This is a genomic window from Blastococcus brunescens (assembly GCF_035320885.1).
Taxonomy (GTDB): domain Bacteria; phylum Actinomycetota; class Actinomycetes; order Mycobacteriales; family Geodermatophilaceae; genus Blastococcus_B; species Blastococcus_B brunescens.
The window spans coordinates 2,895,487-2,921,360 of sequence record NZ_CP141261.1; the positions used below are offsets into that span (position 1 = coordinate 2,895,487).

Here is a 25,874-nt window from a genome sequence, read left to right on the forward strand (position 1 = left end):
CCAGCACCGAGACCTGGTAGCGCCGGCGGCCGTGGCGAGCGACGGCCCTGAGGCGGACGTCGCCGCCGTCACCACCGTTGGCGTACTCCAGCCAGCGGCCGAGCAGGCTGTCGGCTCCCTTCGCGGAGCCGACGTACTGCTGTCCGGACTCGACGTCGACCAGCAGGTACACCCCTTCACGGCGCGCAGAACCTGCTGCCAGCCGTGCGGGAGGGTGGGGATGTCGTCGACCGGTCGGACGAACTCGCGGAAGCCGGGGAAACGGGGTTCGTACTGCTCGGTGATCTCGAGGACCGGCTTGGGCTGGTTGGCGGCTCGCTGGACCCAGCTCCGAGTGCCGGCGCCCCAGTCGATGACGACCTTGTCGGTGTAGTCGCCGAGTTGCTCGAGCAGCCGCAGGTCGTAGCTGTGGTAGCCGGACACGTCGCCGCCGGTCAGGGTGTCGACGGTGCCGGCCGGGGAGCTGCTGATGTCGGCGACCTCGTACAGGCCGACGAGCACGGTCTTGCGGGTCTCGGTCACGGTGAAGCTGGCGAGCCGGTCGCCCACGTCGAACACGTTGCGCTGCTGGACGCTCTGGTACCGCTCGAACGAGGATCTGTCGTTGCGCCAGGCCTCGTAGAGCCGGCCGGGCTTCAACCGGTTGTCCTGGTGCCGGACCAGGCGGACCTGAGCCGGGTCGACACCCTCGAGGGACAGCAGGTCGTTGAACGTCAGCATCGGCATCCCCCGGCTGAGCCGCGCGTGAGTCAGCGGCTCTCGTCGTCCCTCGACGGAACGGCCGGCGCGGTTGGCCGCTGCCGGGAGAAGCCAGGGTCGAAGCGCTGGGTCATCTCCAGCTCACCGGTGTCAGCAACGGCATGCCGCCCCAACTTGGGCATCTTGAACTCAGCGGTCTCGTCGACGAAGTGCCTAGCCATGACGTCATGGTACGAAGCGGAACCGGTTCGGCGCGGGACGCAAGTAAGGCGTCACGGACGGATGGGGTCGGCGGGGCGGATGGGGTCGATAAGTCGACTTCTCGACAGGTCGACTCATCGCGCGGTTCGACGCAGCGGCAGCGGAAGAGACGACGGCGCCGCGCTGCCGAGACTTCGGCCCCTGCCCGGGCGCCGCATCGTTTCCAGCGACCGAGCAGCGCCCCTTTCGCGCGGAATGCGGCCCGCCGTGCTCGGCATCTGCCGCTGCTCATGGCGCGGTACGGCCAGGATGGCGCCCTGACCTTCCGCCTTCCGCAGTGCCTCCAGGGCCCGGATTCCAGTCAGGCCCTGAGCAACCTGCGCACCTACTACGGGCAGCCCTACACCGGCGCGTACTTCGACACCTGGGCTCCGGCGCAGAACGACCCGAACGCATTCACCCCCGACGATCTCCTGGCGGTCGGTTTCCTGTCGGTCGTCGTGCCCCCGTTGGCCGCCCGCCAGCTGCTCGATGTGCAGGCCGCCGAGTTCGCTGCCCTACTGCGCCAGGTGGGTCCTGACCGCGACCTCGCGGACCAGGCCGAGGGGTAACCGAACACGAGCCTGCCTCCCAGATGTATCGGGCAGTCCGACGCCTGCCGGGTGTCGGCCGCACCATCGGGACGAAGCTGCTGGCGCGCAAGCGTCCGCGGCTGGTACCGATCTACGACTCGGTGGTGGCGCGCATCAGTGGCATCGGCGACCACCACTGGGAGCCGTTGCGTCAGGCCCTGCGAGCCGACGGCCTCCACGACCGACTGCTCGATCTGCGCCAGCAAGCCGGTCTGGGACCGCACGTGTCCGCCCTGCGCGTGTTGGACGTGGTCACGTGGATGGAGGGCAAGGCAGCTGGGATGCGGCCGACCGACCCCGAAGAGCTGCTCGGGGAGTCGCTGACCGATCCCGACAGCCGATCCGCCCGTCAGGCGTTGCCGGCAACGCGTGTCGCACCGATCCCGTCGATGACTGCGCCTACTGGCTTCTGACGGACCCCGGAGCCTCTTCAGCTGGCTGCGCAGGTGCGTCGGCGGGACGACTCGCAGGTTCAGCGGCGCATCGGTGAGTTCCAGGAGCCGCGCCTCCCTGGGGGTCGTACGTCGACCGGGGAGTACGAACGCCGGCGACCATGACACGGATGGACGACGAAACCGTGTGTTTCGGACCGAGCCGGTCCGCTCCTGCCTCATCAGCCCCATCGCACCCGTGCGCGCCTCCCCGCCTGCTCCGGGAGACGCCCCGCGACCAGGCCGGGCTGATCGACTCGCCTGGGATCGCAACGCTGCTGCAGGCTCTCCCAGTGGCCAACGTGGTAGAGACAACACGTGGTCACCGGGCTGGTCGATGCTCAAGTTCGCGCGGCGATGTTCGGCTACCTGCAAGACCTCACATTGCGGCACCCCGAGGGATTGCCGTCGTCGGAGCTCAACAAATTCGCTGTCGGCGGTCGCCCGCTCAAACTGGTGGTGCAGCCAGGTATCTGGAAGCCGGCAGAGTTGTCCGGAGCGCTGACCATCCGGACGACGTATACCGCGCCAAATCAGCTGCCCCCATACGAGGACGACATCTCCGCTGGCGGCCTCGTCAAGTACGCGTACCGGGGGACGGACGGCAACCACTCGGACAACCGGGCGCTGCGCACCGCCATGCGCGAGGAGCTGCCGCTCGCGTACTTCATCGGCGTGGCCCAGGGCGTCTACCAAGCTCAGTTCCCGGTGTACGTCGTCGGTGAACGGGCAGATGAGCACGCCTTCTTGATCGCGGTGGATGAAGCCCAGCGATTGATCGACCCGGAACTCGTCGCAAGCCTCACCCCCGACCGGCGGTCATACATGGAGCGCCTCACCCGCATTCGCTTGCATCAGCCGGTCTTCCGAGCTCGGGTGCTACAGGCGTACGAGTCTCGGTGCGCTATCTGCCGGCTGCGGCATCCCGACCTGCTCGACGCGGCACACATCATTCGGGATGCCGACGAGGGCGGCCTGCCGGTGGTCCCCAACGGCCTGTCGCTGTGCAAGATCCACCACGCCGCCTACGACCGGAACTTCCTCGGCGTCACTCCCGACCTGGTCGTCAAAGTGCGCCAAGACATCCTGGACGAGGTGGACGGCCCGATGCTGCGTTACGGCATCCAGGCGATGGCCGGCGAGCGGCTGACCGCACCTCGCCAGCGGGCGGCACAACCCGATCGAGACAACCTCGATCAGCGCTACCGAGAGTTCCTCGCGGCGAGCTAACACGTCCGACATGGAAGCTTGACCCGTTCGCCGGACACCCGCGCAAGCTCCCATCCGCGAGTAAGCGGCCCCTCAGCCGTGCTGGACGTCGTCGCTGAGGCCGACCGCCTGACCCCTGAACCACTCGAGACCACGAAGGAGGCAGTCGCGGGCTGACTGCGTGACGGTTACATCGACGTGGAAGCCGGGGCGCATCGACACCTTGGCGACTGGTAGGTCGACGCCCGACACCTCGTTGAGACGACGGCGGAACTCGTCACGGAGCTCCCAGCTGTCGAACGGGGACCGGTACAGCATGTACTGGAAGACCACCTCGACCTTGCCTGACGGGTAGATCGTGAAGGGCCAGACTTTGTCGCTCAGCCGGGTCGCGTCGGTGGCCATCAGGTAGCACGACACTTCGCCGGCTTCGCCGAACTCGAGTCGGCCGCCCAGCCGAGTCCATCCGTCCAGGAGGGCAAGGACGCCATGAACCGTCTCGGGGCTCTGCGCTTCCCCGAGTTGGGAGATGAAGGTGTCGCGCAGCTCGGTCTGTGTGTCTGCGGCAGGCACCGACAGCTCGGCGGGCAGCGTCTCCGGCTCGAGCCCTACCAACGCGGCAAGTTCGCTGCTCGTGAAGCGCTGAGCCTTTGATGCTCTGCCTGAGTCGAACTCGACGCCCTCGTCACGCAGCATCTGTTCGGGACTGTCGGTCCGCCCCGGCTCCAGCCAGCGGAAGTCGGGCGACACCACACCGGCCGCCTTGAGCACGCGGTGAGCGTTCGGCACCGGGTTGCCGGCGATGTACTGGCCCACCGGCACGGCATGACTGCCAATGAGCGCCGCGAGATCCCCGTAACTGGTCCAGGACCCTGCTGGGAGCGCCGCCAGCGCGGTCGCCAGCAGCGGCCAGTTCGGTCCGCCCGCGGGCAAGGCGCCGGCGACGGGACCCGGCCAGGTCTCCGTGATTCGGGCAGCCAGTCGGTTGGCCCGCGCCTTGAGCTGTGAGACGCCCCAGTGCTCCTCTATGGCGATCTCCTGATTCATCCGAAGACCGCTCGTTGCCAATTGCTCGCGCTTGACATGGAACGGGCTGTTGCTGAGGACGCTGTTGTAGCCGGTCAGGGTCAGGTTTGCGAGGGTGTGGACGAGCTCGGCGTGGGCCTGCTCGGGGTCCTCGTCCGCAGCGACGCCGAGCTCGGAGATCCAGGAGTCCGTCAACGTCTGGGGCAGGACGTGCTCGATCGTCAGTCCGCCCAGCGCCACCGGCTCCTTGCTGTCGTATGACTCCTCGAGCCAGCGCAGAACAAGGTTTCGCTGATTCGGTCGTCCAGTCAGATAGAAGGGCGCGGTCGCCACTGCGGCTGCGACATCGGCATCCGATCCGTAGTGCTTGCGTCCGGTCGACAGGTACACACGGACGGCTTCCTCAACGGGCAGGTCCTGCGGCATCTCGTGGACGGTTGCCAGGAGGATGCGGTTGAGGCCCTGCGTGGCCCGTCCGACGATGAGCCTGCGAACCAAGTAGCTCTCGACGTACAGCGCGGCCGCAGCGACCTGCTCCGACGTCGCCTCGCCCCTGTCCCGCAGGTCCAGCAGGCGCAGCAGGGCGGGTAGACAGTCGTGGTTCCCCAGGCCTTCAGCCTGTCCAGGCGTAGGCGCACGCCCGGGTGCTCCTCCAGCGAGGGTCGACGATGACCCTCATCAGCCCACCAAGTCGTCGGAACCGTAGGACCTCCGCCTCGATGTCCTTCTCGTCATGGAGCTTGTTCAGCCGCTGCTGCTGCGCTGCGTACGTATCGGCCTGTCGGTGGGCAGGGTCTTGCTGGACCAGGTCCAGCCAGAAGAGCAGCTCCAACTCGTCACTCGTCAGGGACTCCTGCAGAGGCAACCAAGTCGACTTGTAGACCTGCTCCCCACGCGTCGGCAGTCGCATGAAGAGGTAGTTGCGGAGCAGGTCGCCCTGAGTTAGGCGCAGACCCGTGTTGTTCAACGACTCGAAGATGCGGTGCGCGTTGTCCCCGGCCTGCGCCGTCACCGAAACCAGGGCGAGCCCGCGGAGCACGGCGTCCTCGAGCCGCTCGATGTCGTGAGGATCCTCAGGGTCATCAGCAGCAACGAGCCGGCTTCTGAAGAAGCGGTACGCGTCGAGCACGGCGCTACCGCCTGTGGCTGGAATCCCGTCGATGACCGCGTTGTATTGCGGCCGGTCGGCCTGCGTCGGGACCAGCTTGATGCGCTGGGCTTCGGGCTTGAACTTGTTGATTAAGTACAGCTCGTTGATGCGCTCCCGGTTTTCCGGCGATTCGGTTGCGACCCGATGGTCCCGAATAGCCGCGAGCAGCACGGTGAGGGTGGTCAAGCGCTGCTGACCGTCCACGACCAGGAACTCGGGGACGCCCGTCGGCCCGTTCGAGGGCTGGGCGCCAGGACCAGCGACCCGATGAAGTGACTGGCTCGGTGGTCCGCGGCCCGATCCTCCGCGATCTGGACGAGGTCGTTCCAGAGCCGCTCAAGCTGCACGGCGGTCCATGCGTATGTGCGCTGGTACAGCGGGACCCGGTATTGCCGAGCGCCCTCGAGTAGCTCCTGCAGGTTCGTTTCGCTCGCTGCCACCACTGCGCGTCCCCCGTCGAAGAACTGGCCCGTCTCGTCAGTACGTCGTCGCCCTCAACGTAGGCCAGGGCCCCGTAACGGCGCTCACACCGCACCGAGTGACAACAGGTCCGCCACGCACTGCTCAGTCGTCCCAGGACTGAGTCGGTGTCCCGCGCGAGCGAAGTCTTCAGGTAGACCCTTCTATGTCGACTTGCGAACAGGCAGAGTCAGACGCAGTTGCGAGACGGGGCAGAGCGCGTGGATGGTTTCGAGGGCAAGGTCCAGTTCGTATGGCAGGTCGCCGACCTGCTGCGCGGTGACTACAAGCCGGCGGAGTACCGCGGGGTGATCCTCCCGCTGCTGGTACTGCGCCGGCTAGACGCTGTCCTCGAGGAGACCAAGCCCAAGGTGCTGGCTAGGGCCGAGCAGCTCAAGGGCGTTACCGACAACCCCGACCTACTGCTGCGCCAGGCCGCCGGGGTGCCGTTCTACAACGTCAGCCCGCTGACCTTCAGCAAGCTGCTGGACTCCCCGAACAACCTCGCCCAGCAGCTGCGCTCCTACATCGGCGCCTTCTCCCCGGTGCTGCGCAGGTGCTGGAGAAGTACCGGTTCGACGAGCAGATCAGCCGGCTGGACGACGCCGGGCTGCTCTACCTGGTGCTCGGCAAGTTCGCCGACCTGGACCTGCGTCCGCAGATCGTGCCCAACCACGCGATGGGCTACATCTTCGAGGAGCTGCTGCGCCGGTTCTCTGAGCTCTCCAACGAGACGGCGGGTGAGCACTTCACCCCGCGCGAGGTCATCCGGCTGATCGTGAATCTGCTGTTCGGCGAGGACTCCGACGTGCTCATCGGCACCGCACCCGTGCGGTCGATCTACGACCCCGCCTGCGGCACCGGCGGCATGCTCAACATCGCCGACCAGTACCTGACCCGCCTGAACCCGAAGGCACGGCTGGAGATGTTCGGCCAGGAGCTCAACCCGGAGACGTGGGCGATCGCGCGGTCGGACCTTCTGATCCAGGGCCAGGACCCCGAGCGGATCGTGCTGGGCAACACGCTCACCGCGGACGGGCACGCGGACAAACGCTTCGACTACCTGCTGGCGAACCCGCCCTTCGGCGTCGACTGGAACAAGTCGAAGGCAGCGATCACGGCCGAGGCGGGCCAGCCGGGCGGGCGGTTCAGCGCGGGGCTCCCTCGCGTCTCCGACGGCTCGCTGCTGTTCCTGCTGCAGATGATCGCGCGGATGAAGCCGGCCGAGGACGGCGGCAGCCGGGTCGCCATCGTCTTCTCCGGCAGCCCGCTGTTCGCCGGGGCGGCGGAATCGGGCGAGAGCAACATCCGCCGCTGGATCATCGAGAACGACTGGCTCGAGGGCATCGTCGCGCTGCCCGACCAGCTCTTCTACAACACCGGGATCAGCACCTACGTCTGGATCGTCACCAACCGCAAGCGCCCCGAGCGCGAGGGAAAGGTCGCGCTGATCGACGCCCGCGGCGAGTGGTCGAAGATGCGCAAGAGCCTCGGTGACAAGCGCAAGTTCCTGGACGACGCTCACATCGAGGAGATCACCCGGCTCTACCACGACGCCCCGCAACTGGACGGCGTGGACGAACGGGTGAAGGTCTTCGACGACGACGCCTTCGGCTTCCGCCGGATCACCGTCGAGCGCCCGCTCCGCCGCCGCTGGACGGTCACCGAGGAGACCATCGAGGCGGTCCGCGAGGCCAAGCCGGTGGTCGCCCTGTCGATCGGGGACGACGACGCACGACGGACCCAGGAGGCGCTCCTCGGCGCGCTCACCGACCTGGTGGGGACGACGGAGGACACGGAGCAGGCGTTCACGAAGCTGCTGCTCAACGCGTGCACCGCGCGCAAGCAGGTCGGCCTTCCGCCGGCGATCAAGAAGGCCGTGCTCGCGGCGGCCGCGGTCGGCGATCCTGACGCGCCTGTCGTGGTCGACAAGAAGGGCGACCCCTCCCAGACGCCGACCTCCGCGACAACGAGAACGTGCCCCTGGTCGAGGACGTCGACGCCTACATCGAGCGCGAGGTGCTGCCGCACGTGCCGGACGCCTGGGTGGACCACACCAAGACAAAGATCGGCTACGAGATACCGTTCACGCGCTTCTTCTACAAGTACGTCCCGCCTCGGCCGCTCGCGGAGATCGACGCCGATCTGGAGCGCGTGGAGGCCCAAATACAACAGGTCCTTGCAGGGCTGAAGCGGTGAACCTAATGGATGACTGGTCACATCGCATGCCATCTCATTGGTCGATTACCCCAATACGTCGAGTGGCCTCCTAGGCACGGGACACACTCCTGACCGAACGCGGCCAGAGTACTGGATTGACTGTGATGTTCCATGGGTCACTGCGGCTGACCTAAGCCAGCGGGACACCGAGTTCGCGCCGCTCATGGATACGGCCCAAAGGTGAGCTCACTCGGAGTCGCCAACTCCGCGGCGGTGGTTCACCCCACGGGAACGGTTATGTTCTGCCGCACCGCTTCCGTGGGCCTGCTGACCATCACCGGAAGACCTATGGCGACGACGCAGGCATTCGTCACATGGACAGCAGGGCCGCATGTGCTGCCCCGGTACTTGCTGTACGTCCTCGCCGCCCTGCGTCCAGAACTGTTTCGCCTAGCACATGGCTCCACTCACCTCACGATCTACATGCCAGATCTAGAAGCGCTGAGAATGCCGCTACCACCGTCGGACGAACAGCGACGCATCGCAAATTTTCTCGACGATCAGATCGAGAGACTGGACTTCGCAGCCAGGTTGCGCAGGCGCCAAGCCGACCTGCTGGAGGAGCGTTCAGCTGGCGCCCTCGACACGCTCTATGACGCTTCACACCAGGAACGAGAGACGGTACCGCTTGGGCGACTCCTCGCGCGCCCGCCCTGCTATGGCGTTCTGATGCCTCGGTTTGTTTCCGATGGGATCCCGTTTTGTCGAATCAACTCACTCCTCGATTTGGAGCGAGGCTCACTCCCCGACATTCACATTGACCCGACGCAGAGCCTCGAGTATCGACGCACGGTCCTGTCGGAGGGTGACGTTTTAACATCGGTAGTCGGAAGTTTGGGCCTCTCCGCCGTCGTTCCAGCGAAGGCTGCCGGCGCCAACATCGCGCGCGCTGTGGCCCGCCTTCAACCGGGTGCCGGTATTGACCCTTGGTTCATCCGCGGCTACCTGGGGACCAAGCGATACTTGACCGCAGCTGCACGGGCAACAGGTTCAGGAACGGCGCAGGCGACGTTGAATATGGGCGATATCGTGCGTTTTCCCGTCACCACGCCAGTTTCCCGGTCTCTGACAGCGGATATCGGCAGAGAAGTCCGCCTACTGTTCGAAGCGGAAGGTTGCACGCGCGAGTCAATGACTCGAGCGCTCACCCTGATCGAGGAGCGAAGGCGAGCAACTATCACGGCTGCGATTACCGGACAAATCGACGTCACGACGGCTCGGGCGGTGGCGTGATGGCGGGGCACACCGAATCGGACTTCGAGGCCGCTATCGAGGCGCATCTTATCGCTAACGGCTGGCGGCACGGCTCCCCACCGACTACGACGTCCCGCTCGGGCTCGACCCGGTTCGGCTCATCGAGTTCGTCCAGGAGACCCAGCCGAATGTGTGGGCCAACCTCAGCCAGCAGCATGGCTCGGCTGTCGTCGCAAAGGTGACTAAGCGGATCGCCGACGAGATCGACGCGCACGGCGTCGTCCAGGTGCTCCGCCGCGGGGTGAAGGAGCGCGGCCAGCGCATCCAGCTCGCCTTCTTCCGCCCCACCCACGGGCTCAGCCCGGAGCTGGTCGAGAACTACGCGAAGAACCGGCTGCTGGTTTACCGGCAGCTGCACCACAGCGAGAGCAGCCCGCACCAGTCGCTGGACCTGATGCTCGCGGTCAACGGCATCCCGGTCGCCACCGCGGAGCTGAAGAACCCCTTCACCGGCCAGACCGTCGAGCACGCGAAGAAGCAGTACCGGGATCCCAAGCAGCGCAATCCCGCCGACCGGATCTTCGCCCGCCGGGCGCTGGCGCACTTCGCCGTCGACCCCGACGTCGTCTTCATGACCACCCGGCTCAACGGGTCGAAGACGGTGTTCCTGCCGTTCAACCAGGGCTCGGACGGTCCCGGCCGCAAGGGCGGCAAGGGCAACCCGGTCAACCCGCACGGCCACCGCACCGCCTACCTGTGGGAGCAGGTGTGGGCGCGGGACACCTGGCTGGACCTGCTGCACCGCTACGTCCAGGAAGACGTTCCCAAGCAGGGCGGCCGCTCCATCCTGTTTCCGCGGTATCACCAGTGGGACGTCGTCGAGCGGCTCACCTTGCACGCCGCCGTCCACGGCGGCGGGCAGAACTACCTGCTGCAGCACTCCGCCGGCTCGGGCAAGTCCAACTCGATCGCCTGGCTGGCGCACCGCCTCGCCGACCTACACTCCCCGGCGACGCGGCGCGGCTCGCCCCCGGCGCCGGGATCGGCACCGACGAGCTGGTGTTCGACAAAGTCGTCGTGATCACCGACCGGCGCGTCCTCGATGCTCAGCTGCAGGCCACGATCTCCGGCTTCGAGCACGTCCAGGGGCTGCTCAAGCGGATCGACGAGGACTCCCAGCAGCTCAAGGCAGCGCTCGCCGACACTCAGACGAAGATCATCATCACCACGCTGCAGAAGTTCCCGGTGATCGCCCAGGGCGCCGCCGTCGTCGGCAAGCGGGTCGCGGTGATCGTCGACGAGGCGCACTCCTCGCAGACCGGTGACGCCGCCCAGAAGCTGAAGAAGGTCCTCGGAGCCGGCGCGGACCCGCTCGCCGCCGCGGAGACCGAGGCGACCAGCGCCGAGGCCGCGCAACCCGACGAGCAGGACGTCCTAGCCTCCGTCCTCACCGGGTCCGCCGATTCACGCGGCCGGAGCCCGAACCTGTCGTTCTTCGCCTTCACGGCGACACCGAAGGGCAAGACCCTGCAACTGTTCGGCACCCCGCGCGAGGAGGCCGGGACCACGGTCTACGAGCCGTTCCACCTCTACTCGATGCGGCAGGCGATCGAGGAGGGCTTCATCCTCGACGTCCTGGCCAACTACGTGACCTACAAGCGCTACTACCGGCTGGCCAACGGGCTCACCAGCGACGACCCCGAGGTGGAGAAGGGCAAGGCGGCGGTGGCGCTCGCCCGCTTCGTCGACCTGCACCCCTCGAACCTCGACCAGCGCGCCGAGATCATTATCGAGCACTTCCGCACCGTGACCGCGGGCAAGATCGGCGGCCAGGCCAAGGCGATGGTGGTGACCGGCAGCCGGCTGCACGCCGCCCGCTACCTCGCCGCCGTCCGGCGGTACCTGGAGAAGAAGCAGCTCACCGGCATCCGAGCCATGGTCGCGTTCTCCGGCAGCCTCGTCGATCCTGATGTCCCCGGTGACGCCGTGACCGAGAGTGCGCTCAACGGCTTTCCCGAGACGCAGACCAAGCAGCGTTTCCACGACGAGGGCAGCTGCTGATCGTCGCGGAGAAGTACCAGACCGGCTTCGACGAGCCGCTGCTGCACACCATGTACGTGGACAAGAAGCTCGAGGGCGTCAAGGCGGTGCAGACCCTCTCCCGGCTCAACCGCATCCACGCCGGCAAGGAGGACACCTTCGTCCTCGACTTCCGGAACACCGCCGAGGAGATGCGCGAGCAGTTCGCACCGTTTTACGAGAGCAGCTGGACGGAGGAGACCGACCCCAACCTGCTCTACAACCTCCAGACCCGGATCGAGAACCACCACATCATCGACCCGGAGGAGCAGCAGAAGGCGGTGACGGCGTTCCTGCTGGGCAACGCGGCCACGCACGCGACGGTGTCGGCGAACGTCGACCCCGCCGTCCTCCGCGCGGGCAACCTGCCCGAGCACGAGCTAACCGACCTGCGTGACGCCCTCAAGGCGTTCGTCCGCGCCTACGCCTTCCTCGGCCAGGTCATGAAGTTCACCGACGAGGAGCTGGAGAGCCTCTACCTCTACGGGAAGCTGCTGCTCGCAAAGCTCAAGGAGTCCCCCACGGAGTCGGGAGCGATCGACCTCGGGGACACCGCGCTGGCGTTCGTCGGCCACCAGGCCGGCATCGAGACCAGCGGCAGCAACACGCCGGACGAGAGCAGCGGCGAGCTCGAGACCTACACCGGCGAGGGCCGGGGCAGCACCGTCGAGGAAGCGCTGATGATCAAGCTTTCCGAGCTGATCCAGACGTTCAACGCCACGCACGGCATCGACCTCAGCCAGGCTGAGAGCTTGCTCATCTACGTCGGCGTCCCTAGCCACCTTTCCGACGACGAGGACGTCCAGCAGCGCGCTGCAGACAACACCGAGGAGCAGTTCTCGCTAACCATCAAGAAGGACGACATCGCCGGCGCCCTCTTCCAGAACCAGGAGAGCTCGAACAAGCTGCTGAAGGCGCTACTGGAGAACGAGACCTTGCCGACGCCGTCCAGAAGATCATCAGCGTCGAGACGTGGAAGGCAGCACGGCGCAAGCATGCCGTCAGCACGGCATAGGGTCGCGGCATCATGACTTCAACACCACGAGCGCCATGCGTTGACGTGGTCGTGCGTGGAGACGGCCGGCTCAACGCGACGGACCTGGGGAAGCACCTACGCCTGTCGCCGGACGGACCAGTACAACTGGATCTCACAAGGTTGAGCTTCATTGAGCCATCGGGACTCGTGAGTCTTGCAGTCATCGCGGAAGCCGCCACGACGGCGGGCCGTCGTATTGCGTTCGTTGAGCCCAGGCATCCAGATGTTGCCACCTATCTAGCTCGCATGAGGCTCGGCGAACAGTTGGACCGGCTCCAGGTCCCGCACCAGTTGCCGTCCGTTCAAGAGCGAGACGTCGGTCCACGCCTCGTGGAGCTGCATCGCTTCGACGGCTCGGAAGGACTCGAGCGAGTTGTCGAAGCACTGGTTCACACCTTCATTGATGAGCACCCCGAGAGCGTTCAACCGCTTTATACCGCTTTGCACGAAATTGCCAGCAATGTCGTACAGCACAGTGGGTGCGCGCACGGTTATGCGGCGCTGCAGCGATTCCCCGGACGAGGCGATGTTGCCTTCGCGGTCGGAGACGCTGGCGTCGGGCTGAGGAGCCGCCTGAGCGAGAGATACCAAATACCTAACGATCGGGTCGCTATCGCTCGAGCGGCCCAAACTCATGTTTCAACCATGGACAAGCCAGGACGCGGGCGCGGTATCGCCCGCGTTATCGCGGTAACAGGCACTCGCAGAGAGAAGTGATGTTGCTCAGCGGAGGAGCTTGCGGAGTGTTCCGCAATGGAAACCCAAACCCCAATTTGCAGACGTGTTGTCACCCCACCCCGGTACGCTCGCCGTCGCTCGACTGAGCCTGTAGGAGGCAAGACCGATGACAACAGTGCTTCCCCGATCGAAGTGCCTCAACTGACTGGCGGCCGCGAACGCGCTCGTGCCCTGATGCATGAGGTCGAAAACCGTCTTGCTGGTGCCGTGGTCATCCTCGACTTCAAGCGAACAGTGGCCGGTACGCCATCCTTCGCTGACGAGCTGGTCGAGATGGTCCTGGCTCGCGGCGGCGCGTCGGCCCTGCAGGTGAAGCATGTCAGCAGCGAACTCGGCGAGTACTTGCTCGAGGCCGCGAAAGACCACGGCGTCTCGGAACGCCTGCTGATCTCCTGACTGGATGCGCAGGCTATTCGGTAGCGCGGATGGCTTCTCCCGCGGAGCGGACCGCGCTGAGCCAAGCGCCAGCTTCATCGCTGGCCGAGGCGCGGTCGTCTCGCTGGAACCACAGAAGAGCCTGGGTTTCCCAGCCCTGCACTGCGTCCCGCACCTCTGATGAGGAAACGCGGTGCAGCAGCGTCTGGTAGCGGCTGCGCGCCGCCGCCAATAGCTCTTCGAGATCGCGCCCGGGAAGGGACTGACGAGCGTCCTCGGCGAGGGCGGCACGATAGGCGGCCATCGCCACCTGGAGCTCGATCAGCGTCGACCGCTGGAACTCTCGCGACAGTTGAGCCCGTCGCTCGCTTCGCTCGGTTCCTGCTGCGCGTGCCTTGAGGAGCTCAGCGATGGTCTGACCGCCAACAGTCAGCAGGCCACCCACAATCACGCCTACAAAGCCCCATACGCCCGATCCCATGCGCGCCTCCCTGAGCAGAGCCGTGAGCGTCAGCGGGATCTGTCACTGAAGACGTCACGCGGTCACGTTTCGGATTCGTCGAGACCACTTCGGCGGACCTACTTCGTAGAACGTCGCATCGACCACATTTGGGCGGGGCGCTCGGATTGCATGGCGACGTCCCAGGCCACCGCGCCGTTCACGACCTCGTTACGGAAGTTGCCCACCGCCACTCGCGCCAGCTCCGGGTCGGCCGCCGCTCGCTGAGCCAGCTCCAGCGCCCGGTCCTCCACCGCGGCGTCGTCCAGCGACTCCCAAGCCAAGCCGAGGTCGACGGCCTTATCGCCGTTGATCTCCTCGCCGAACACAGCCATCGCGGCCGCGGCCTCCCGACCAATCAGGCGCGACAGGATGACGAAGTGCCCGCCGCCCGGGTGCATCCCGCGCTTCAGGAAGCCACACAGCAGCCGAGCGTTCTTCGCCACGATCCGCAGGTCCGCCGCCAGCAGCATGTTCATGCCGGCGCCCACCGCCGAGCCGCGCACGGCGGCAACGGTCGGCACCCTGACCTGGCCCAGCCGGTAGAAGGAGTCGTAGATCTTGCCCATGCCCTCGTACGCCTCGGGCGCCGCCGGGTCCTTGCCGGCCGAGGTCAGCGTCGCGATGTCCCCACCCGCGCAGAACGACTTCCCGACTGCCCGGATCACCAGCGCGCCGACCCCCGGCTTGGCGTCCACCTCGTCGAACGTCGCGATCAGCTCGTCGGCCATCGCCGGCGTCAACGCGTTGCGCCGGTCCGGGGCGTTCAGCGTCACGATCGCGACGCCGCCGTCCACCTCGAGCAGCACTTCTCCGGATCCGGCCACGAGCCCACCTTCCTGCCGAGCGGACCGGCCCCGACGCCGGCCACGAACCTCTGACAGGCATCAGACCACGCGCCCGACCCTGCCCGCGCACGCGGTCAGACGCCCGCGACCACGGTCGCCGACTCGACCAGCCGGCAGAGCGCGTTCACCCGCCGCAGCTGGTCCGGCGTCCGCACCGGTGCATCGAGCAGCAGCGGGCTCAGCACCACGCACGCCAGCGCCTGGGCGCGCGACACCGCCACGTTCAGCCGGTTCAGGTCGTACAGGAACCCGACGCCCCGAGGTGCGTCGGCGGCGCTGGTGCTGGTCATCGAGTAGATGACCACCGGCGCCTCCTGGCCCTGGAACTTGTCGACCGTCCCCACCCGCGCGCCCGACGGCAGGGCCGCCTTGATCAGCGCCACCTGCGCGTTGTACGGCGCGACCACCAGCACGTCCGACGGCCCGATCCGCGCCTCCTCACCCAGGTGGTTCCGCCAGGTCTGGCCCTGCGCCGACTGCCAGAGCCGCGCGACGACGTCGGCCTCCTGCTGGCTCTTGTCCGCCGCCGTCAGCTCGTGCCGCACCGGAACCACCCGCAGGCCGCTCCCCGACAGCGGCCCCTCCCCAGCACCGCCACGCGCTCGCGGCCGTCCGCCGCCTCCAGCCGACCCTCGTACGCCAGGTCGGAGACGAACGCCGTCAGGTCCGGGTGCATCCGGTACGAGCGGTCGAGGAACACCCCACGCTCCGGCGGAATCGTGGCGTGTCCGTCGAGGAGGTGCTCCAGCGCTGACGCACCCGACTCCCCGGGTGCACCGCCTGGGTCGGCTGGGCGAGCTGCTGCGGGTCGCCGAGCAGCACCATCGCCCGCGCACCCCGCGCCACCGCCACGGCGTTGGCCAGCGAGAACTGCCCCGCCTCGTCGACCACCAGCACGTCGACGGCCTGCGCCACGTCCGCGCGGGTCCAGAACCACGCCGTCCCGCCGACCAGGTTCACGTCGCCGCCCAGCAGCTTCCCGGCTACGAAACCGTTGTCGGCTGACCACTCGACGTTGTCCGAACCGCAGTGCTGGCTCTCGTCGCACTTCTGCAGCGCTGGTCGACCGACCGCTTTCAGCAGGTTGCCGATGACCGCGTGCGAGGTCGCCGTGACGCCGACCTTCTTCCCGGCGTCCAGCAGCTGCCGGATCAACTCTGCCGCGGCCGTCGTCTTTCCGCTCCCTGGCGGGCCCTGGATGGCCAGCACCTCGCCGTCCAGCGCCAGGCCGAGCCGCACGATCGCATCGGTCGTTGTCTCGCCCTCGCGCAGCTGCGTTCCCGCGGGAACGCGGCGCTCGACCAGCGCCTGACCCAGGCAGTCGCGGCCGGCCAGCACGTCGTCGCCCGTCGCCTGGATCGCCTCGCGCAGGCTCTTCGTGTTCAGCGGCCCACCCGGCCCGAGTCCACGCGGGCGGGGCGGCTCCGCAGCCGTCGTCTTCAGCACGAGCCGCCCGGCCGTGGCATCGAACTCGAAGACCTCGCCGACCTTCTTCGCGGTGTCCACGTCGAGCCCCTCACCGGTGGAGACCTTCGTGTCCTGCACCGGGAACGAGTACTCGTACAGGTAGCTCCGCTTCTCCGGCCCCAGGTACCGGACGAAGGACAGCCCGCCCAGCGCCGTGCCGTCCCGCTCGAGCTCCTCGGCGTCCAGGTCCTGGAGGCGGTAGACCTCCCACCAGGCCGGCCGGTCCTCGCGGCGGTGCCAGCCGACGAGGTCGCCGAGCAGCTCGTGCCCGGCCTCGTGCAGCCGCTCGGTCAGCTCCAGCTCCGCGGCCTGCGCATCCGTGACCTTCGCGTCTGGCGCCGAGGAGATCAGCGTCGGCCGGGGCAGCTCCCCGTGCAGCGCCTCCAGCTCGGCGCGCTGCTGCTCCAGCCAGTCGTGCAACTCGCGGGTAGAGGCGACGTCCTCCTCGTTGTACGACTCGATCGCGGCCAGCTTCGCGGCGTCGCCGTCGGCCAGCCACTGCTCGTAGACGAGCACGCTGCCGAGCCCGCTGGCCACCTCGCCCTCGTGCGACCGACCGTAGAACGCCTCGACCTTCTTGATCGAGTACGACTCCTTGCTGATCCGCATCGACTGCCGGACGACGGGATAGAGGTCGACGAACCGCTCCTCGCGCAGCAGCTGGTCCAGCTCCGCCTCGCGGACGCCGTAGCCGCCGGTCAGCTTCTTGAGCGCGGTCACCTCGTAGGGCGCGTAGTGGTAGACGTGCATCGCCGGGTCGGCCTGCACGGCGGCGACGATCCGGTCGATCAGGTCGGCGACCATCTGCTTCTCGGCCGGCCGGTCGTGCGCCCACAGCGGCGTGAACCCGCCCGACCGGTCCCCCAGCCCGGCGAGGTACTCGATGCCCGCGCCGTCTTCGAACCAGGGGTCGCCCTCGAAGTCGAGGTAGAGGTCGCCGGCGCTCGGCGGCGGCAGCCGCAGCAGCCCGAGGCCGGTCACCGGCGGCAGCAGCGTCCGCGACGACTCCCCGTCGTCCGCTCCTTGAGCTGCTCGGCCGCCTGCTGCTGCAGCCGAGTGCGCGCGTCGGCGCCGATGCCCGAGGACTTCAGCTGCTCCAGCGACGCCGTGGCCAGTGCTTCCAACGTCGGGATGCCCGCCGCCCGCAGCAGGTCGCGGTGGTCGCCGCGCATGCCCGCGACCAGGCCGAGGTCGTCGGACTGCCACAGCTCGCCGTTGCACCGCTCCGCCCAGCGGCACTGCTCGCAGTAGCCGATGGGCGAGGGACCGGTCGCCGGCGGAGCATCGACGAAGGTCTCCAGCCGGGCCCGCGCCCGGCGGGCGTACGCCGCGACGTCGATCAGCCGCCACGGCCGCGACTCGCCGTCGCCGGTGACGACGTGGACGAACTCCGGCGCCACGCCCTGCAGGACGGTCAGCCGCTCGGCGTAGGTGGCCATCTGCAGCAGCGCGGCGACCTTCAGCTTCCGCGCGAGCTTGGTGTCGGCGATCTCGTACGACCAGTCGCCGAAGAGCGACGGCGTCTCCACGCGGAGCAGGAAGTCGGCCTGCCCGCCCCAGGCGCCGTCGAAGAACGTCCCTTGGTAGACGACGTCGAACCCGCGACGCATCGCCTCGATGGTCTCGGCCTCAGCCCGACGGCGACCCTCGACGTCGAACGCAGTCCCGATCTCCGCGACCGACCTCCCGGCCGCCACCAGCGAGGCCAGGTACTTCTTCTCGTGCTCGAGGCCCCGGTCGAAGACGAACTGCAACTCCTCCGTCGTCTCGACGTCCGGCCCCGCCCACTCCCCGCGGCCACGCCGAGGTCGAGCCGGGTGAGATGCCGGCACTCCTGATGGGCGGTCAGGTCGGTCGGGCTGAGCACCAGCCGCCCGTCGAGTCGCTGCATCGCCCGTTCCTCCCGATCGCCGTCGTCGGCAGCCTGCCGGACGCGTCCGAACCACGGTGCCTCGCTCAGTGAGTAGCGGACGCCACCGACACGACTGCGAGGTTCGTGTTCACGGAGGCGGAGGAGTCACCCGTCCGGGCGACCGCTCGGCCCGGCGTGGGCCCATCGATCCACGGCACCGCGGCAGTCCCGCACGGTGCCGATCGACGTCCGACGAGGTCCGTCCCGCTGTGCGCATGGTGACGGTGCACCGTCGCAGGGGCGACAGAGCGTGCCGCCTCGCCCGCCCCGTCGCCCGCCCCGCCGGGACGCCTGGGCGACAAGCCGGCCGCGGGCCAGCATCGCCGCCGTACCTGAAGCCAGCCATGACGCAGGAGGCCCTCATGTCCGTTCGACGTCCACTGATCACGACCGCCGCGGCCGCCGCGCTCCTGATCGCCCCGGCGGCCACCGCGTCGGCAGCCCCGGGCTCCGGCGGATGCAAGGCCTTCGGTCAGAACGTGAGCTACCTGGCCAACACGATGTTCGCGAAGGGCGAGTTCGGCGAGAACGCACGCACGGTCGCGACGTCGGGGCCGCGGGCCTTCCCAAACGTTGTCGTCCACCCGGAGCAGGACGCCGCCTGCTGAGGTCAGCCACAGGCACTCCGAGGTCGAGCAGCAGGTTTCGGGTCCCCGAAGACTCTCCCGCCCTCCACGGCACCGAACGTCCGGTAGCCGGTCCGAGCTCGCCGCATCGCCCGGAGCGGCGGCGGGCCGCGAACAGAGGTAAACCGTCGCGGCACCGGCGACGTGCACTCCTTTCATCTGTGCTACACCACGGCTACAGTCGTAGCCGTGAAGGTGGCCTCACGCGAACTGCGCAATGACACTGCCGGCGTGCTCCGGCGCGCCGCCGCCGGGGAGTCCGTGGAGATCACGGTCAACGGTAAGGCGGTGGCCGAACTGGGGCCGCTCCGGGGGCGCCGCTCGCACTGGACGAGCAGCGCCGCCCTGGTCGAGCGGCTGAGCCGGGTCCAGGCCGATCCGGCCCTCCGCGAGGAGCTGCGCGCCATATCCGGCGGGGACGACGAGCTCGGCCCGATCGCGTGACCCGAGGCCTGCTGGACACCAGCGTGTTCATCGCACAGGAGGGCCGGCAGCTGGATGGCTCCGCGCTCCCCGACGAGGTTGCCGTCTCGATCGTCACGTACGGCGAACTCCGTGCCGGCGTCCTGGCAGCGTCGGACGTGGCCGTGCGCTCCCGCAGGCTGACGACGCTCCAGGCAGTGTCCGACCTCAATCCACTGCCCATCGACACGACCGTCGCCGACGAGTGGGCGCGGCTGCGCCTGGCGCTCGCCACACTGGGCCGGCGGATGACCGTCAACGACTCCTGGATCGCCGCCACGGCACTGGCTCACGACGTCCCGGTCGTCACCCAGGACGCCGACTTCGACGTCCTCGCCAAGATCAGCGACCTCCGCGTCATCAGCCTCTGACAGCCAGCTCCCGCCGCCCTCCGCCGCCGGCCTCCTCTGCAGGCACCGTGCCGCACGGCCGCGAGACGTTCGGGCCTGCCACGCTGCCCGTGCGCGTCGGTGGGGCGCAGTACCGTCCGTCCACCATGCCGAAGAGCAAGAAGAAGCGCCCCCAGCGCCGCCCGAACCAGCGCCCGACGCCGCCACAGGTCGAGTTCGACGAAGCCCTGCGCGCCGCGTTCGACAGCCCTGCTCCGGGTCCGCTGCTCGGTGTGGCGGGTCTGATCCTGAGCATCGCGACCGGTCCCGATGATCCGGCCGGCACCCTCGCGGAGCTGGTCGAGGGCCTGTCCGGCCAGGGGCGGGTCGAGGCGTCGGCCACAGCCCTGGCGATCGCGACCCTCACCGGCGACGCGGAGCTGCGCCGGAGGGTCCGCCGGGAGCTGGCCGACCGTGGGCAGGTGCTGCCCCGCTGGCTCGCCGAGCTCGAGCGCACCGAGCCGCTCGACCTGGCCGTCGAGATCAGCACCGTGTACCGGGACGCCGACCAGCTGCTGGTGGGCGCCACCGTGCCTGGTGGGCATCCCCTCACCGCCGTCGTCCTCGTCGACAACGAGTTGGGTGCCTTTGCGGCCGACGGCTACGTCCTGCAGTCCCCGCTGGAGGACGTGGTTCCGCTGCTGCTCGAGGACGCCGACCCGGACGTCCGGGTGCGGGACATCCCGACGGCGGACGCACGTGCCCGCATCGAGGCGGCTCTGGTCGAACTGGACATGGGCCCCGGGACGGGCGGGTACGAGAGCTGGCGGAGTCGCGACCGCTGGTCGAGTGGATGGTGTCGCTGCTGCCGGGTGGCGGCGAGGCCGACGTGCTGCGGGAGCTGTCCGAGGACGAGCTGGACGGGATCGCCGAGGGCTTCCTCGCCAGCCCGTTCGGGCCGGCGTGGACCGACGAGGATCTCCGACCGCTGGTCGACGAGGTCGTGGTCGCGGGCAGCGCCAACGGCATCGGGGATCCGCTGGTCTGGAGCCCGGACAACGTGCGCAAGCTGCTCGATCCGCAACTCCGCGTCCTGGACGACCTGACCCCGCATCTCGACCGGGCACCGGACCTGCTCCGCGACCTGATCCGCTACGGCCACGCCGAGCGGGCCTGCGGCCGCCGCTCACCACCGCCGCGCTAGCGGCCGTCGACGCCGCGGCACCCGCGTTCCTGGCGACCGTTCCGGAGCTCATCGAGGACGCCTGACCGCAGCGCCAGATACGCACGTCTACAAGCCAGGCCCGACAGTTCGACGGGCTCCTCGACGTCGGCGTCGGCCGGATCGACGTCCGCCACGGGCTCCACGCCGTCCTGCGTAGACAGCGACGCACCCACCCGTGCCGTCCTCGAACGCGCAGGCTCGGCGGCTCAGACGACGGCGTGCTCGCGCACCTGGTCCTGCACGTGCGAGGGCAGGTGCGCCTCGATGAACACCTCGGCCACGGCGAGGTACGTGCCGCCCGGGCTGATCTGGCGGCGACGACGGCGTCGGCGTGCTCCCGATCGATGCCGCTCACCGTCGCGATGACCGCCGCCGATGCCGTGTTCAGATCCACCAGACCGCCGTCGTCGTAGCCACGCGCCAGATCGGGGCGTCCGATCCCGAGCTCCCGCGCCAGGGCGGGGTCCTGCTCGTGCAGTCGACGCGCGTCCTGGCGACGCTGCCGGGTGGCGACGGCGCGGGCGAGGACGTCGGCGGACGACGTCGGGACGCCGTTACGGACGCCCCCGTAGACCCCCGCCGGAGGCCGACGAGCTGGTAGCAGGCGATCACCACGACCGTTACGACCGCCATGCCGCCGATCGTGCTGACGGTGGAGTTCCCGGACGATCCGTCCGGGTTCGCTTCCGGGGTCAGTGCCATGAGGCCGACGAGGAATGCGCCGGCCGCCGTGAAGATCCACGCCTGGCGACGCACCGACGGGCGGTCGAGCCGCCGCGCTGCGTGCCAGAAGGGCAGCGCGGCCAGGAAGCCGGCGGTGAAGACCGTGACGTAGAAGTACCAGCGGCCGTTCGCGAACCGACCGGGGACCGACGTCGTACTGCCCTGGGCGGGACCGCCGGCGTGGGCTTCGAACTGCCGGGACGACGGCGGTGACTGCTGGTTCATGGGCGCTCCTCGTGACGTCGGACTCCGGAGAAGAGCCGATGGTTCGTGCGGGTGTGGTGCTCGCTGTGACAGGACCGAGCCATGGCCACCGGGCCGTCGTGACGAACGGATCTCCCGCACCTGGGTGGAGCTCGAGGAAGAAGAGCTCCTGCGTGCTGTTGTGGTCGCCGACCCGCGCGACGATGCGCACGTTGTTCCCCGCGCCGATCGTGTCGGGGATGTCCCGCCCCGAGAGCTGCAGATCGCTCGTGATGTTGACGTGTCGGAATCAGGCCGGCGCGACCCCGGCCAACAGCGCGTCCTTCGCCTTGCACACTTCGTCAGCGCCAGCCCACAGGGCGGGGCCAGACCAGCTCATCGAAAAGATCAGCTCTCGCAACCGACGCCGTCCTCGTCGGTGTCCAGGTGCGGGCCGTAGCCGGCGTCCCCGATCCGCACCGGCGCGGCTCCCGCAGCCTTGGCGGCGCTGCAGTTCGGGAAGGGGTGCTGGCCGGCGGGTTCGCCACCGGGGGCGCCACCACCTGCGGAGCAGGCGCGGGCGCCGGGACCGGGGGCTTCGGCGCAACGGGCGCAGGAGTCTGCGGCTTCGGCGCGACGCGCGCAGAGGTCTGCGGCTTCGGCGCTTCAGGTGCCGGAGTCAGAGTCTCGGGTGCCGGAGACGCGATCGTCGGAACCGCCGACGTGGTTGCTGCCGGCGCTCGGACAGCAGCTTCGGACGGCTTCTCACTCGGCTCGGCGTCAGCTGCGGCATCTGTCGCGGACGCGGCCAGCGTGGGAGTGCTTCCCCCGCCTGCGTCCCGGCGACGACACCGCCGCCGATCAGGCAGAGGACCAGCACACCCGCCCCGGCCACCACACTCAACTGCGCCTTCGGCTGCAGACGGCCGAAGGCCACTCGGGCTCGGGAAGCGAACGTCGTCGGCTTGACGCGGCGGAAGGTCAGCTCGGTCCGCAGCAGCCCCTGGTCCCGGCTGTCGAGTTCCCAGCCGTCCGTCCTCCACTTCGCGATCGTCTTGGCCTCGCCGCCGCGGATCGTCTGCACGGACGTGAACTCGTACTGCACCTCGTCGACCACGGCTGGGACCGTAAGCACGGAGAACCGCCTACCGGCGATGCCGCTCGGGTGGCGCCGAACCACTTCTCTCTCACGGGACCCGGCAGGAGCAGCCACCACCTGACTCCCCACCGGTGTCAGGCCCGCCGCACGTCCGGCCCCGTTACACTCGACGGCGTTCAGTACGTGTAACTACCTGCTGTCGGCCTCGCCGGCGGATCAAGGCGGCACGCCCGATCCGCAGAAGCACCGAGGTCATGACGCTCCCCGACTCACCGAGTCCCCGCTCGTCCGCTCCGCCGGACGCGCCTACTTCCCGCTCGCCTTCGTCGCGCGGCTGCCCTTCGCGATGATGGTGGTCGGCGTGCTGACGCTCGTCGTCGCCGAGCGCGGGTCGGTCACCCTGGGCGGGCTCAACTCCGCCGCCGCCGGCATCGGCACCGCGCTCGCCGGCCCGCTCCTCGGCGCCGCCGTCGACCGGTTCGGGCAGCGGCGGGTCCTCGTCCCCGTGGGCCTGCTCAACGCCGCCCTGCTGGGCGCCTTCCCGTTCGTCGTCGCCGGCACCGCTCCGGACGTCGCCGTCCTCGCGCTGTCGGTGCTCATCGGCGCCAGCGCGCCGCAGGTCGGCCCGCTGTCGCGCACCCGGCTGGTCGCCCTCATCGGGCGCACCATCGCACCCAACCGTCGCGAGAAGGTGCTCAGCGGCACCATGGCCTACGAGTCCGCGGCCGACGAGACCGTCTTCATCGTCGGCCCGTTCCTCGTCGGGCTGCTCGCCAGCGCGATCGCCCCGTGGGTGGCCATCGCCGGCGCCGCCGTCCTCACCTTCGTGTTCGTCACGGCGTTCGCCCTGCACCCCACCGGCCGCGTCGACCCCGACCCCGAGAAGGCCCCGCAAGCCCCGGCGCCCGCCCGCGAGCTCGTCCGGTTCCCTCTGCTCACCGTCGTGGTGGGCACGCTCGGCGTCGGCCTCTTCTTCGGCGCCACGCTGACCTCCCTCACCGGCTTCCTCGCCCAGGACGGCACCGGCGACCGCGCCGGCCTGCTCTACGGCGTCATGGGCATCGGGTCGGCCGTCCTCGCCCTGGGCGCGGCCGCACTCCCGGCCCGGTTCACCCTCCGGGCGCGCTGGCGGACCTTCGGCTCGCTGCTGCTCGCCGCGGCGATCGGCTACGCCTGCGCGCGGTCCGTCGGGGGCCTCGTCCTCGCCCTCGCCGTCCTCGGGCTGGGCATCGGCCCGACGCTTGTCACCCTCTACAGCCTGGCCGCGCGGCTCAGCCCCGCGGGACGCTCGGCGACCACCATGACGATGCTCGGCTCTGCGGTGATCGTGGGCCAGGCGCTCGCCTCCGCGGGAACCGGCGTCGTCGTCGACTCCCTCGGCGTGACTGCCGCGCTCGCCGCCCCCGCCCTCGCCGCTGCGCTCGTCGTCGCCGCAGGCCTCGCCCACCGGGCGCCCGCCCCGCGGCCGGCCGCGCCGGCTCGGGAACTCGTCGACGCCCTGAGCAGGTACCGGGACCCCCTGCCGTCACCCAGCAGCGTTATCGGATCGTGATCTCTGTTTGACGGATCGGACCGGGACGAGAACCGTGGGAGCTGCAGGCATCACGTCCCCGCCACCGGCTTCACGCCGGACCGGCCGACCGCTCAGCGGCGCCCGGGCGGGCCGTCCAGACATCCGCCGCAACCTTCCGAACGCAGACCACAGCCGGTTGCGGCGCACCCGAACCACCGAGAGGACTGCACCATGCTGACCATCACTCCCGTCGCCGCCACGGCCGTCCGCGCCATCGTCGAGGCCTCCGAGGTCCCCAGCGAGGCCGGCGGCCTGCGCATCGCCAAGGACGCCGAGCAGCAGGCCCTCGCGCTCAGCCTCGCCGCCGTCCCGGCCGAGGACGACACGGTCGTCGACGCCGGTGGCGCGCGCGTGTTCCTCGACGAGCAGGCCGCGCAGCTGCTCGACGACAAGGTGCTCGACGCCGGCTCCGACGACCAGGGCCGCGTGCAGTTCGGCATCGGCGAGGCGCCGACCGCCTGACCGCTCCCCGCACACCCGACGGCCGGCGTCCCCACTGCGGGGCGCCGGCCGTTGTCGTGAGGGTGCAGCACGTCGGCACTCAGCCTGGTGAGGCGGTGGGCGCCGGGGTAAGTCCGACGCCTCTGCGGGAACCGGCGTCGTCGTCGACTCCCTGGGCGCGACCGCCGCGCTCGCCGCACCGGCTCTCGCGGCGGCCCTGGTGGTCGCCGCCGGCGTCGTCCACAGGACGCCGGCCCCCAGCCCCGTCGAGCAGCCGGAGCTCGTCCCGGTCTGAGTTCAGGACGCGTCGGCACCCATTGACAGCACCCCGGCGCCGAGAAGCATGGCCTGCGCGGCGACGCCGCAGGGGCGCCGCGCCTGTCCCCGGAAGGGAGGGCGTCATGTACGCCCGTTCCACCACCGTCCACGCCGACCCGCAGCGCATCGACGACGGCATCGCCTACGTCCGCGACGAGGTCATGCCCGCGGTGCAGAGCATGCCCGGCTGCATGGGGCTGTCCATGCTCTGCGACCGCGACTCAGGCCGGTGCATCGTCACTGCCAGCTGGGACTCCGAGGAGTCGATGAGCGCCAGCAGGGACGCGGTCATGCCCATGCGCGAGCGCGCCACCGAGGTGATGGGTGGCGCGTTCGACGTCCAGGAATGGGAGATCGCGGTCATGCACCGTGCCCACACCATGGGCGAGGGCGGCTGGGCCCGGCTCATCTTCAGCCAGCTCCGTGACGCCGCTCAGGCCGACCGCGTCATCGAGGCATGGAAGGCTCAGATCCTCCCGCGCCTGGACGAGTTCGACGGCTTCTCCAGCGTCAGCGTCATGGTCGACCGGGCCGCCGGCCGCGGCGTGAGCACCGTGTGCTTCGACAGCCGCGAGGCGATGGAACGGTCACGGGAGATCGGCGACCGCATGCGCGCCGAGTTCAGCAGCGCGATGGACGTCGACATCACCGAGGTGACCGAGATGGAGATGGCCATCCACCACCTGCGCGTACCCGAGATGGCCTGACGGACGGCGGCCG

Annotated in this window: 31 protein-coding genes and 2 pseudogenes; 18 read left to right on the forward strand and 15 right to left on the reverse strand. The window is 69.1% G+C overall.

The genetic code is table 11. The annotated features are described in order from the left end of the window. Positions 1-749: 749 nt before the first annotated feature. Positions 750-920, reverse strand: a complete 171-nt coding sequence (locus U6N30_RS19355; protein ID WP_324273546.1) for a hypothetical protein — start codon at positions 918-920, stop codon at positions 750-752. Between the two features lie 270 nt (positions 921-1,190). Here U6N30_RS19355 and U6N30_RS19360 point away from each other — a divergent pair, with 270 nt between their 5' ends. The 3 genes from U6N30_RS19360 to U6N30_RS19370 all read left to right on the forward strand — a co-directional run bounded on the left by U6N30_RS19360 (position 1,191) and on the right by U6N30_RS19370 (position 3,193). Next, positions 1,191-1,511 (forward strand): DUF6308 family protein, encoded by a 321-nt coding sequence (locus U6N30_RS19360; RefSeq protein WP_324273547.1) that lies wholly within the window; start codon positions 1,191-1,193, stop codon positions 1,509-1,511. A 23-nt stretch (positions 1,512-1,534) separates the two neighbouring features. Continuing rightward, positions 1,535-1,945: a DUF6308 family protein gene (locus U6N30_RS19365; protein WP_324273548.1), complete on the forward strand. Its 411-nt coding sequence runs from the start codon at positions 1,535-1,537 to the stop codon at positions 1,943-1,945. 336 nt (positions 1,946-2,281) lie between these two features. Then, the gene (locus U6N30_RS19370) at positions 2,282-3,193 is read left to right on the forward strand and encodes an HNH endonuclease (protein WP_324273549.1); all 912 of its coding nucleotides are present in this window, start codon (positions 2,282-2,284) and stop codon (positions 3,191-3,193) included. Positions 3,194-3,265: 72 nt separating this feature from the next. Here U6N30_RS19370 and U6N30_RS19375 read toward each other — a convergent pair whose 3' ends face one another. The 3 genes from U6N30_RS19375 to U6N30_RS34215 all read right to left on the reverse strand — a co-directional run bounded on the left by U6N30_RS19375 (position 3,266) and on the right by U6N30_RS34215 (position 5,791). Further along, positions 3,266-4,696, reverse strand: coding sequence for a GmrSD restriction endonuclease domain-containing protein (locus U6N30_RS19375; RefSeq protein ID WP_324273550.1), 1,431 nt, complete (start codon positions 4,694-4,696; stop codon positions 3,266-3,268). A 115-nt stretch (positions 4,697-4,811) separates the two neighbouring features. Beyond that, a complete protein-coding gene (locus tag U6N30_RS19380; RefSeq protein WP_422678130.1) occupies positions 4,812-5,558 on the reverse strand; it encodes a DUF262 domain-containing protein in 747 nt (248 codons plus the stop codon). Then, entirely contained in the window at positions 5,531-5,791 is a 261-nt protein-coding gene (locus U6N30_RS34215) for a DUF262 domain-containing protein (RefSeq protein ID WP_422677957.1), read from the reverse strand. Before U6N30_RS34215 ends, U6N30_RS19380 begins: the two co-directional genes overlap by 28 nt. Before the next feature lie 237 nt (positions 5,792-6,028). Here U6N30_RS34215 and U6N30_RS19385 point away from each other — a divergent pair, with 237 nt between their 5' ends. From U6N30_RS19385 to U6N30_RS19410, 6 genes are all read left to right on the forward strand, one after another. Then, complete coding sequence (locus tag U6N30_RS19385; protein WP_324273551.1) at positions 6,029-6,583, forward strand: type I restriction-modification system subunit M N-terminal domain-containing protein; 555 nt, start codon at positions 6,029-6,031, stop codon at positions 6,581-6,583. Next, positions 6,487-7,998, forward strand: coding sequence for an HsdM family class I SAM-dependent methyltransferase (locus U6N30_RS19390; RefSeq protein WP_324278384.1), 1,512 nt, complete (start codon positions 6,487-6,489; stop codon positions 7,996-7,998). The genes U6N30_RS19385 and U6N30_RS19390 overlap by 97 nt, the downstream gene beginning before the upstream one ends. A 209-nt stretch (positions 7,999-8,207) precedes the next feature. Next, on the forward strand, positions 8,208-9,260 hold the full coding sequence (locus U6N30_RS19395; protein ID WP_324273552.1) for a restriction endonuclease subunit S: 1,053 nt from the start codon (positions 8,208-8,210) through the stop codon (positions 9,258-9,260). Positions 9,261-9,411: 151 nt separating this feature from the next. Then, positions 9,412-10,302, forward strand: a complete 891-nt coding sequence (locus tag U6N30_RS19400; protein WP_479690519.1) for a type I restriction endonuclease — start codon at positions 9,412-9,414, stop codon at positions 10,300-10,302. Next, entirely contained in the window at positions 10,281-11,282 is a 1,002-nt protein-coding gene (locus tag U6N30_RS19405) for a DEAD/DEAH box helicase family protein (RefSeq protein ID WP_324273554.1), read from the forward strand. The genes U6N30_RS19400 and U6N30_RS19405 overlap by 22 nt, the downstream gene beginning before the upstream one ends. 41 nt (positions 11,283-11,323) lie before the next feature. After that, positions 11,324-12,331: a hypothetical protein gene (locus U6N30_RS19410; protein WP_422678131.1), complete on the forward strand. Its 1,008-nt coding sequence runs from the start codon at positions 11,324-11,326 to the stop codon at positions 12,329-12,331. Between the two features lie 242 nt (positions 12,332-12,573). Here the strand turns inward: U6N30_RS19410 and U6N30_RS19415 are convergent, their stop codons facing one another. Beyond that, complete coding sequence (locus U6N30_RS19415) at positions 12,574-12,972, reverse strand: hypothetical protein (protein WP_324273556.1); 399 nt, start codon at positions 12,970-12,972, stop codon at positions 12,574-12,576. A 276-nt stretch (positions 12,973-13,248) separates the two neighbouring features. Here U6N30_RS19415 and U6N30_RS19420 point away from each other — a divergent pair, with 276 nt between their 5' ends. Further along, positions 13,249-13,470, forward strand: coding sequence for a hypothetical protein (locus tag U6N30_RS19420; protein ID WP_324273557.1), 222 nt, complete (start codon positions 13,249-13,251; stop codon positions 13,468-13,470). Between the two features lie 13 nt (positions 13,471-13,483). Here U6N30_RS19420 and U6N30_RS19425 read toward each other — a convergent pair whose 3' ends face one another. From U6N30_RS19425 to U6N30_RS19445, 5 genes are all read right to left on the reverse strand, one after another. After that, positions 13,484-13,930 carry a hypothetical protein gene (locus U6N30_RS19425; RefSeq protein WP_324273558.1) on the reverse strand — a complete coding sequence of 149 codons (447 nt, stop codon included), beginning with the start codon at positions 13,928-13,930 and terminating at the stop codon, positions 13,484-13,486. A gap of 98 nt (positions 13,931-14,028) precedes the next feature. Next, positions 14,029-14,775 carry an enoyl-CoA hydratase/isomerase family protein gene (locus tag U6N30_RS19430; protein ID WP_324273559.1) on the reverse strand — a complete coding sequence of 249 codons (747 nt, stop codon included), beginning with the start codon at positions 14,773-14,775 and terminating at the stop codon, positions 14,029-14,031. A 95-nt stretch (positions 14,776-14,870) separates the two neighbouring features. Next, positions 14,871-15,341: a C-terminal helicase domain-containing protein gene (locus U6N30_RS19435; RefSeq protein ID WP_324273560.1), complete on the reverse strand. Its 471-nt coding sequence runs from the start codon at positions 15,339-15,341 to the stop codon at positions 14,871-14,873. Between the two features lie 115 nt (positions 15,342-15,456). Next, positions 15,457-17,244: a TM0106 family RecB-like putative nuclease gene (locus U6N30_RS19440; RefSeq protein WP_324273561.1), complete on the reverse strand. Its 1,788-nt coding sequence runs from the start codon at positions 17,242-17,244 to the stop codon at positions 15,457-15,459. Continuing rightward, positions 17,241-18,017, reverse strand: a complete 777-nt coding sequence (locus U6N30_RS19445) for a TM0106 family RecB-like putative nuclease (RefSeq protein ID WP_324273562.1) — start codon at positions 18,015-18,017, stop codon at positions 17,241-17,243. The genes U6N30_RS19440 and U6N30_RS19445 overlap by 4 nt, the downstream gene beginning before the upstream one ends. A 502-nt stretch (positions 18,018-18,519) precedes the next feature. On the opposite strand from U6N30_RS19445, the gene U6N30_RS19450 reads away from it, so the two are divergent. From U6N30_RS19450 to U6N30_RS19470, 5 genes are all read left to right on the forward strand, one after another. Beyond that, on the forward strand, positions 18,520-18,783 hold the full coding sequence (locus U6N30_RS19450) for a hypothetical protein (RefSeq protein WP_324273563.1): 264 nt from the start codon (positions 18,520-18,522) through the stop codon (positions 18,781-18,783). 213 nt (positions 18,784-18,996) lie between these two features. Beyond that, complete coding sequence (locus tag U6N30_RS19455) at positions 18,997-19,245, forward strand: type II toxin-antitoxin system Phd/YefM family antitoxin (RefSeq protein ID WP_324278385.1); 249 nt, start codon at positions 18,997-18,999, stop codon at positions 19,243-19,245. Next, complete coding sequence (locus U6N30_RS19460; RefSeq protein WP_324273564.1) at positions 19,242-19,634, forward strand: type II toxin-antitoxin system VapC family toxin; 393 nt, start codon at positions 19,242-19,244, stop codon at positions 19,632-19,634. Before U6N30_RS19455 ends, U6N30_RS19460 begins: the two co-directional genes overlap by 4 nt. Positions 19,635-19,759: 125 nt before the next feature. After that, positions 19,760-20,698, forward strand: a complete 939-nt coding sequence (locus U6N30_RS19465; RefSeq protein ID WP_324273565.1) for a hypothetical protein — start codon at positions 19,760-19,762, stop codon at positions 20,696-20,698. Next, on the forward strand, positions 20,653-20,796 hold the full coding sequence (locus U6N30_RS19470; protein ID WP_324273566.1) for a hypothetical protein: 144 nt from the start codon (positions 20,653-20,655) through the stop codon (positions 20,794-20,796). Before U6N30_RS19465 ends, U6N30_RS19470 begins: the two co-directional genes overlap by 46 nt. Here the strand turns inward: U6N30_RS19470 and U6N30_RS19475 are convergent. From U6N30_RS19475 to U6N30_RS19485, 5 genes and pseudogenes are all read right to left on the reverse strand, one after another. Beyond that, positions 20,793-20,960, reverse strand: a complete 168-nt coding sequence (locus tag U6N30_RS19475) for a hypothetical protein (RefSeq protein WP_324273567.1) — start codon at positions 20,958-20,960, stop codon at positions 20,793-20,795. The two genes, U6N30_RS19470 and U6N30_RS19475, sit on opposite strands and share 4 nt — an antisense overlap. Positions 20,961-21,201: 241 nt before the next feature. Continuing rightward, a complete protein-coding gene (locus U6N30_RS19480) occupies positions 21,202-21,765 on the reverse strand; it encodes a hypothetical protein (RefSeq protein ID WP_324273568.1) in 564 nt (187 codons plus the stop codon). Positions 21,766-21,904: 139 nt separating this feature from the next. Further along, positions 21,905-22,021 (reverse strand): annotated as a pseudogene (locus U6N30_RS34220) (DUF4839 domain-containing protein); the annotation flags it as partial. A 110-nt stretch (positions 22,022-22,131) separates the two neighbouring features. Continuing rightward, positions 22,132-22,233: pseudogene (locus U6N30_RS34225) on the reverse strand (excalibur calcium-binding domain-containing protein); the annotation flags it as partial. Between the two features lie 169 nt (positions 22,234-22,402). After that, positions 22,403-22,858 carry a hypothetical protein gene (locus U6N30_RS19485; protein WP_324273569.1) on the reverse strand — a complete coding sequence of 152 codons (456 nt, stop codon included), beginning with the start codon at positions 22,856-22,858 and terminating at the stop codon, positions 22,403-22,405. A 160-nt stretch (positions 22,859-23,018) separates the two neighbouring features. Here U6N30_RS19485 and U6N30_RS19490 point away from each other — a divergent pair, with 160 nt between their 5' ends. The 3 genes from U6N30_RS19490 to U6N30_RS19500 all read left to right on the forward strand — a co-directional run bounded on the left by U6N30_RS19490 (position 23,019) and on the right by U6N30_RS19500 (position 25,861). Further along, positions 23,019-24,374: an MFS transporter gene (locus U6N30_RS19490; protein WP_324278386.1), complete on the forward strand. Its 1,356-nt coding sequence runs from the start codon at positions 23,019-23,021 to the stop codon at positions 24,372-24,374. Positions 24,375-24,566: 192 nt separating this feature from the next. Further along, the gene (locus U6N30_RS19495) at positions 24,567-24,857 is read left to right on the forward strand and encodes a Fe-S cluster assembly protein HesB (RefSeq protein ID WP_324273570.1); all 291 of its coding nucleotides are present in this window, start codon (positions 24,567-24,569) and stop codon (positions 24,855-24,857) included. 380 nt (positions 24,858-25,237) lie between these two features. Continuing rightward, entirely contained in the window at positions 25,238-25,861 is a 624-nt protein-coding gene (locus U6N30_RS19500) for a hypothetical protein (protein ID WP_324273571.1), read from the forward strand. Positions 25,862-25,874: the final 13 nt, after the last annotated feature.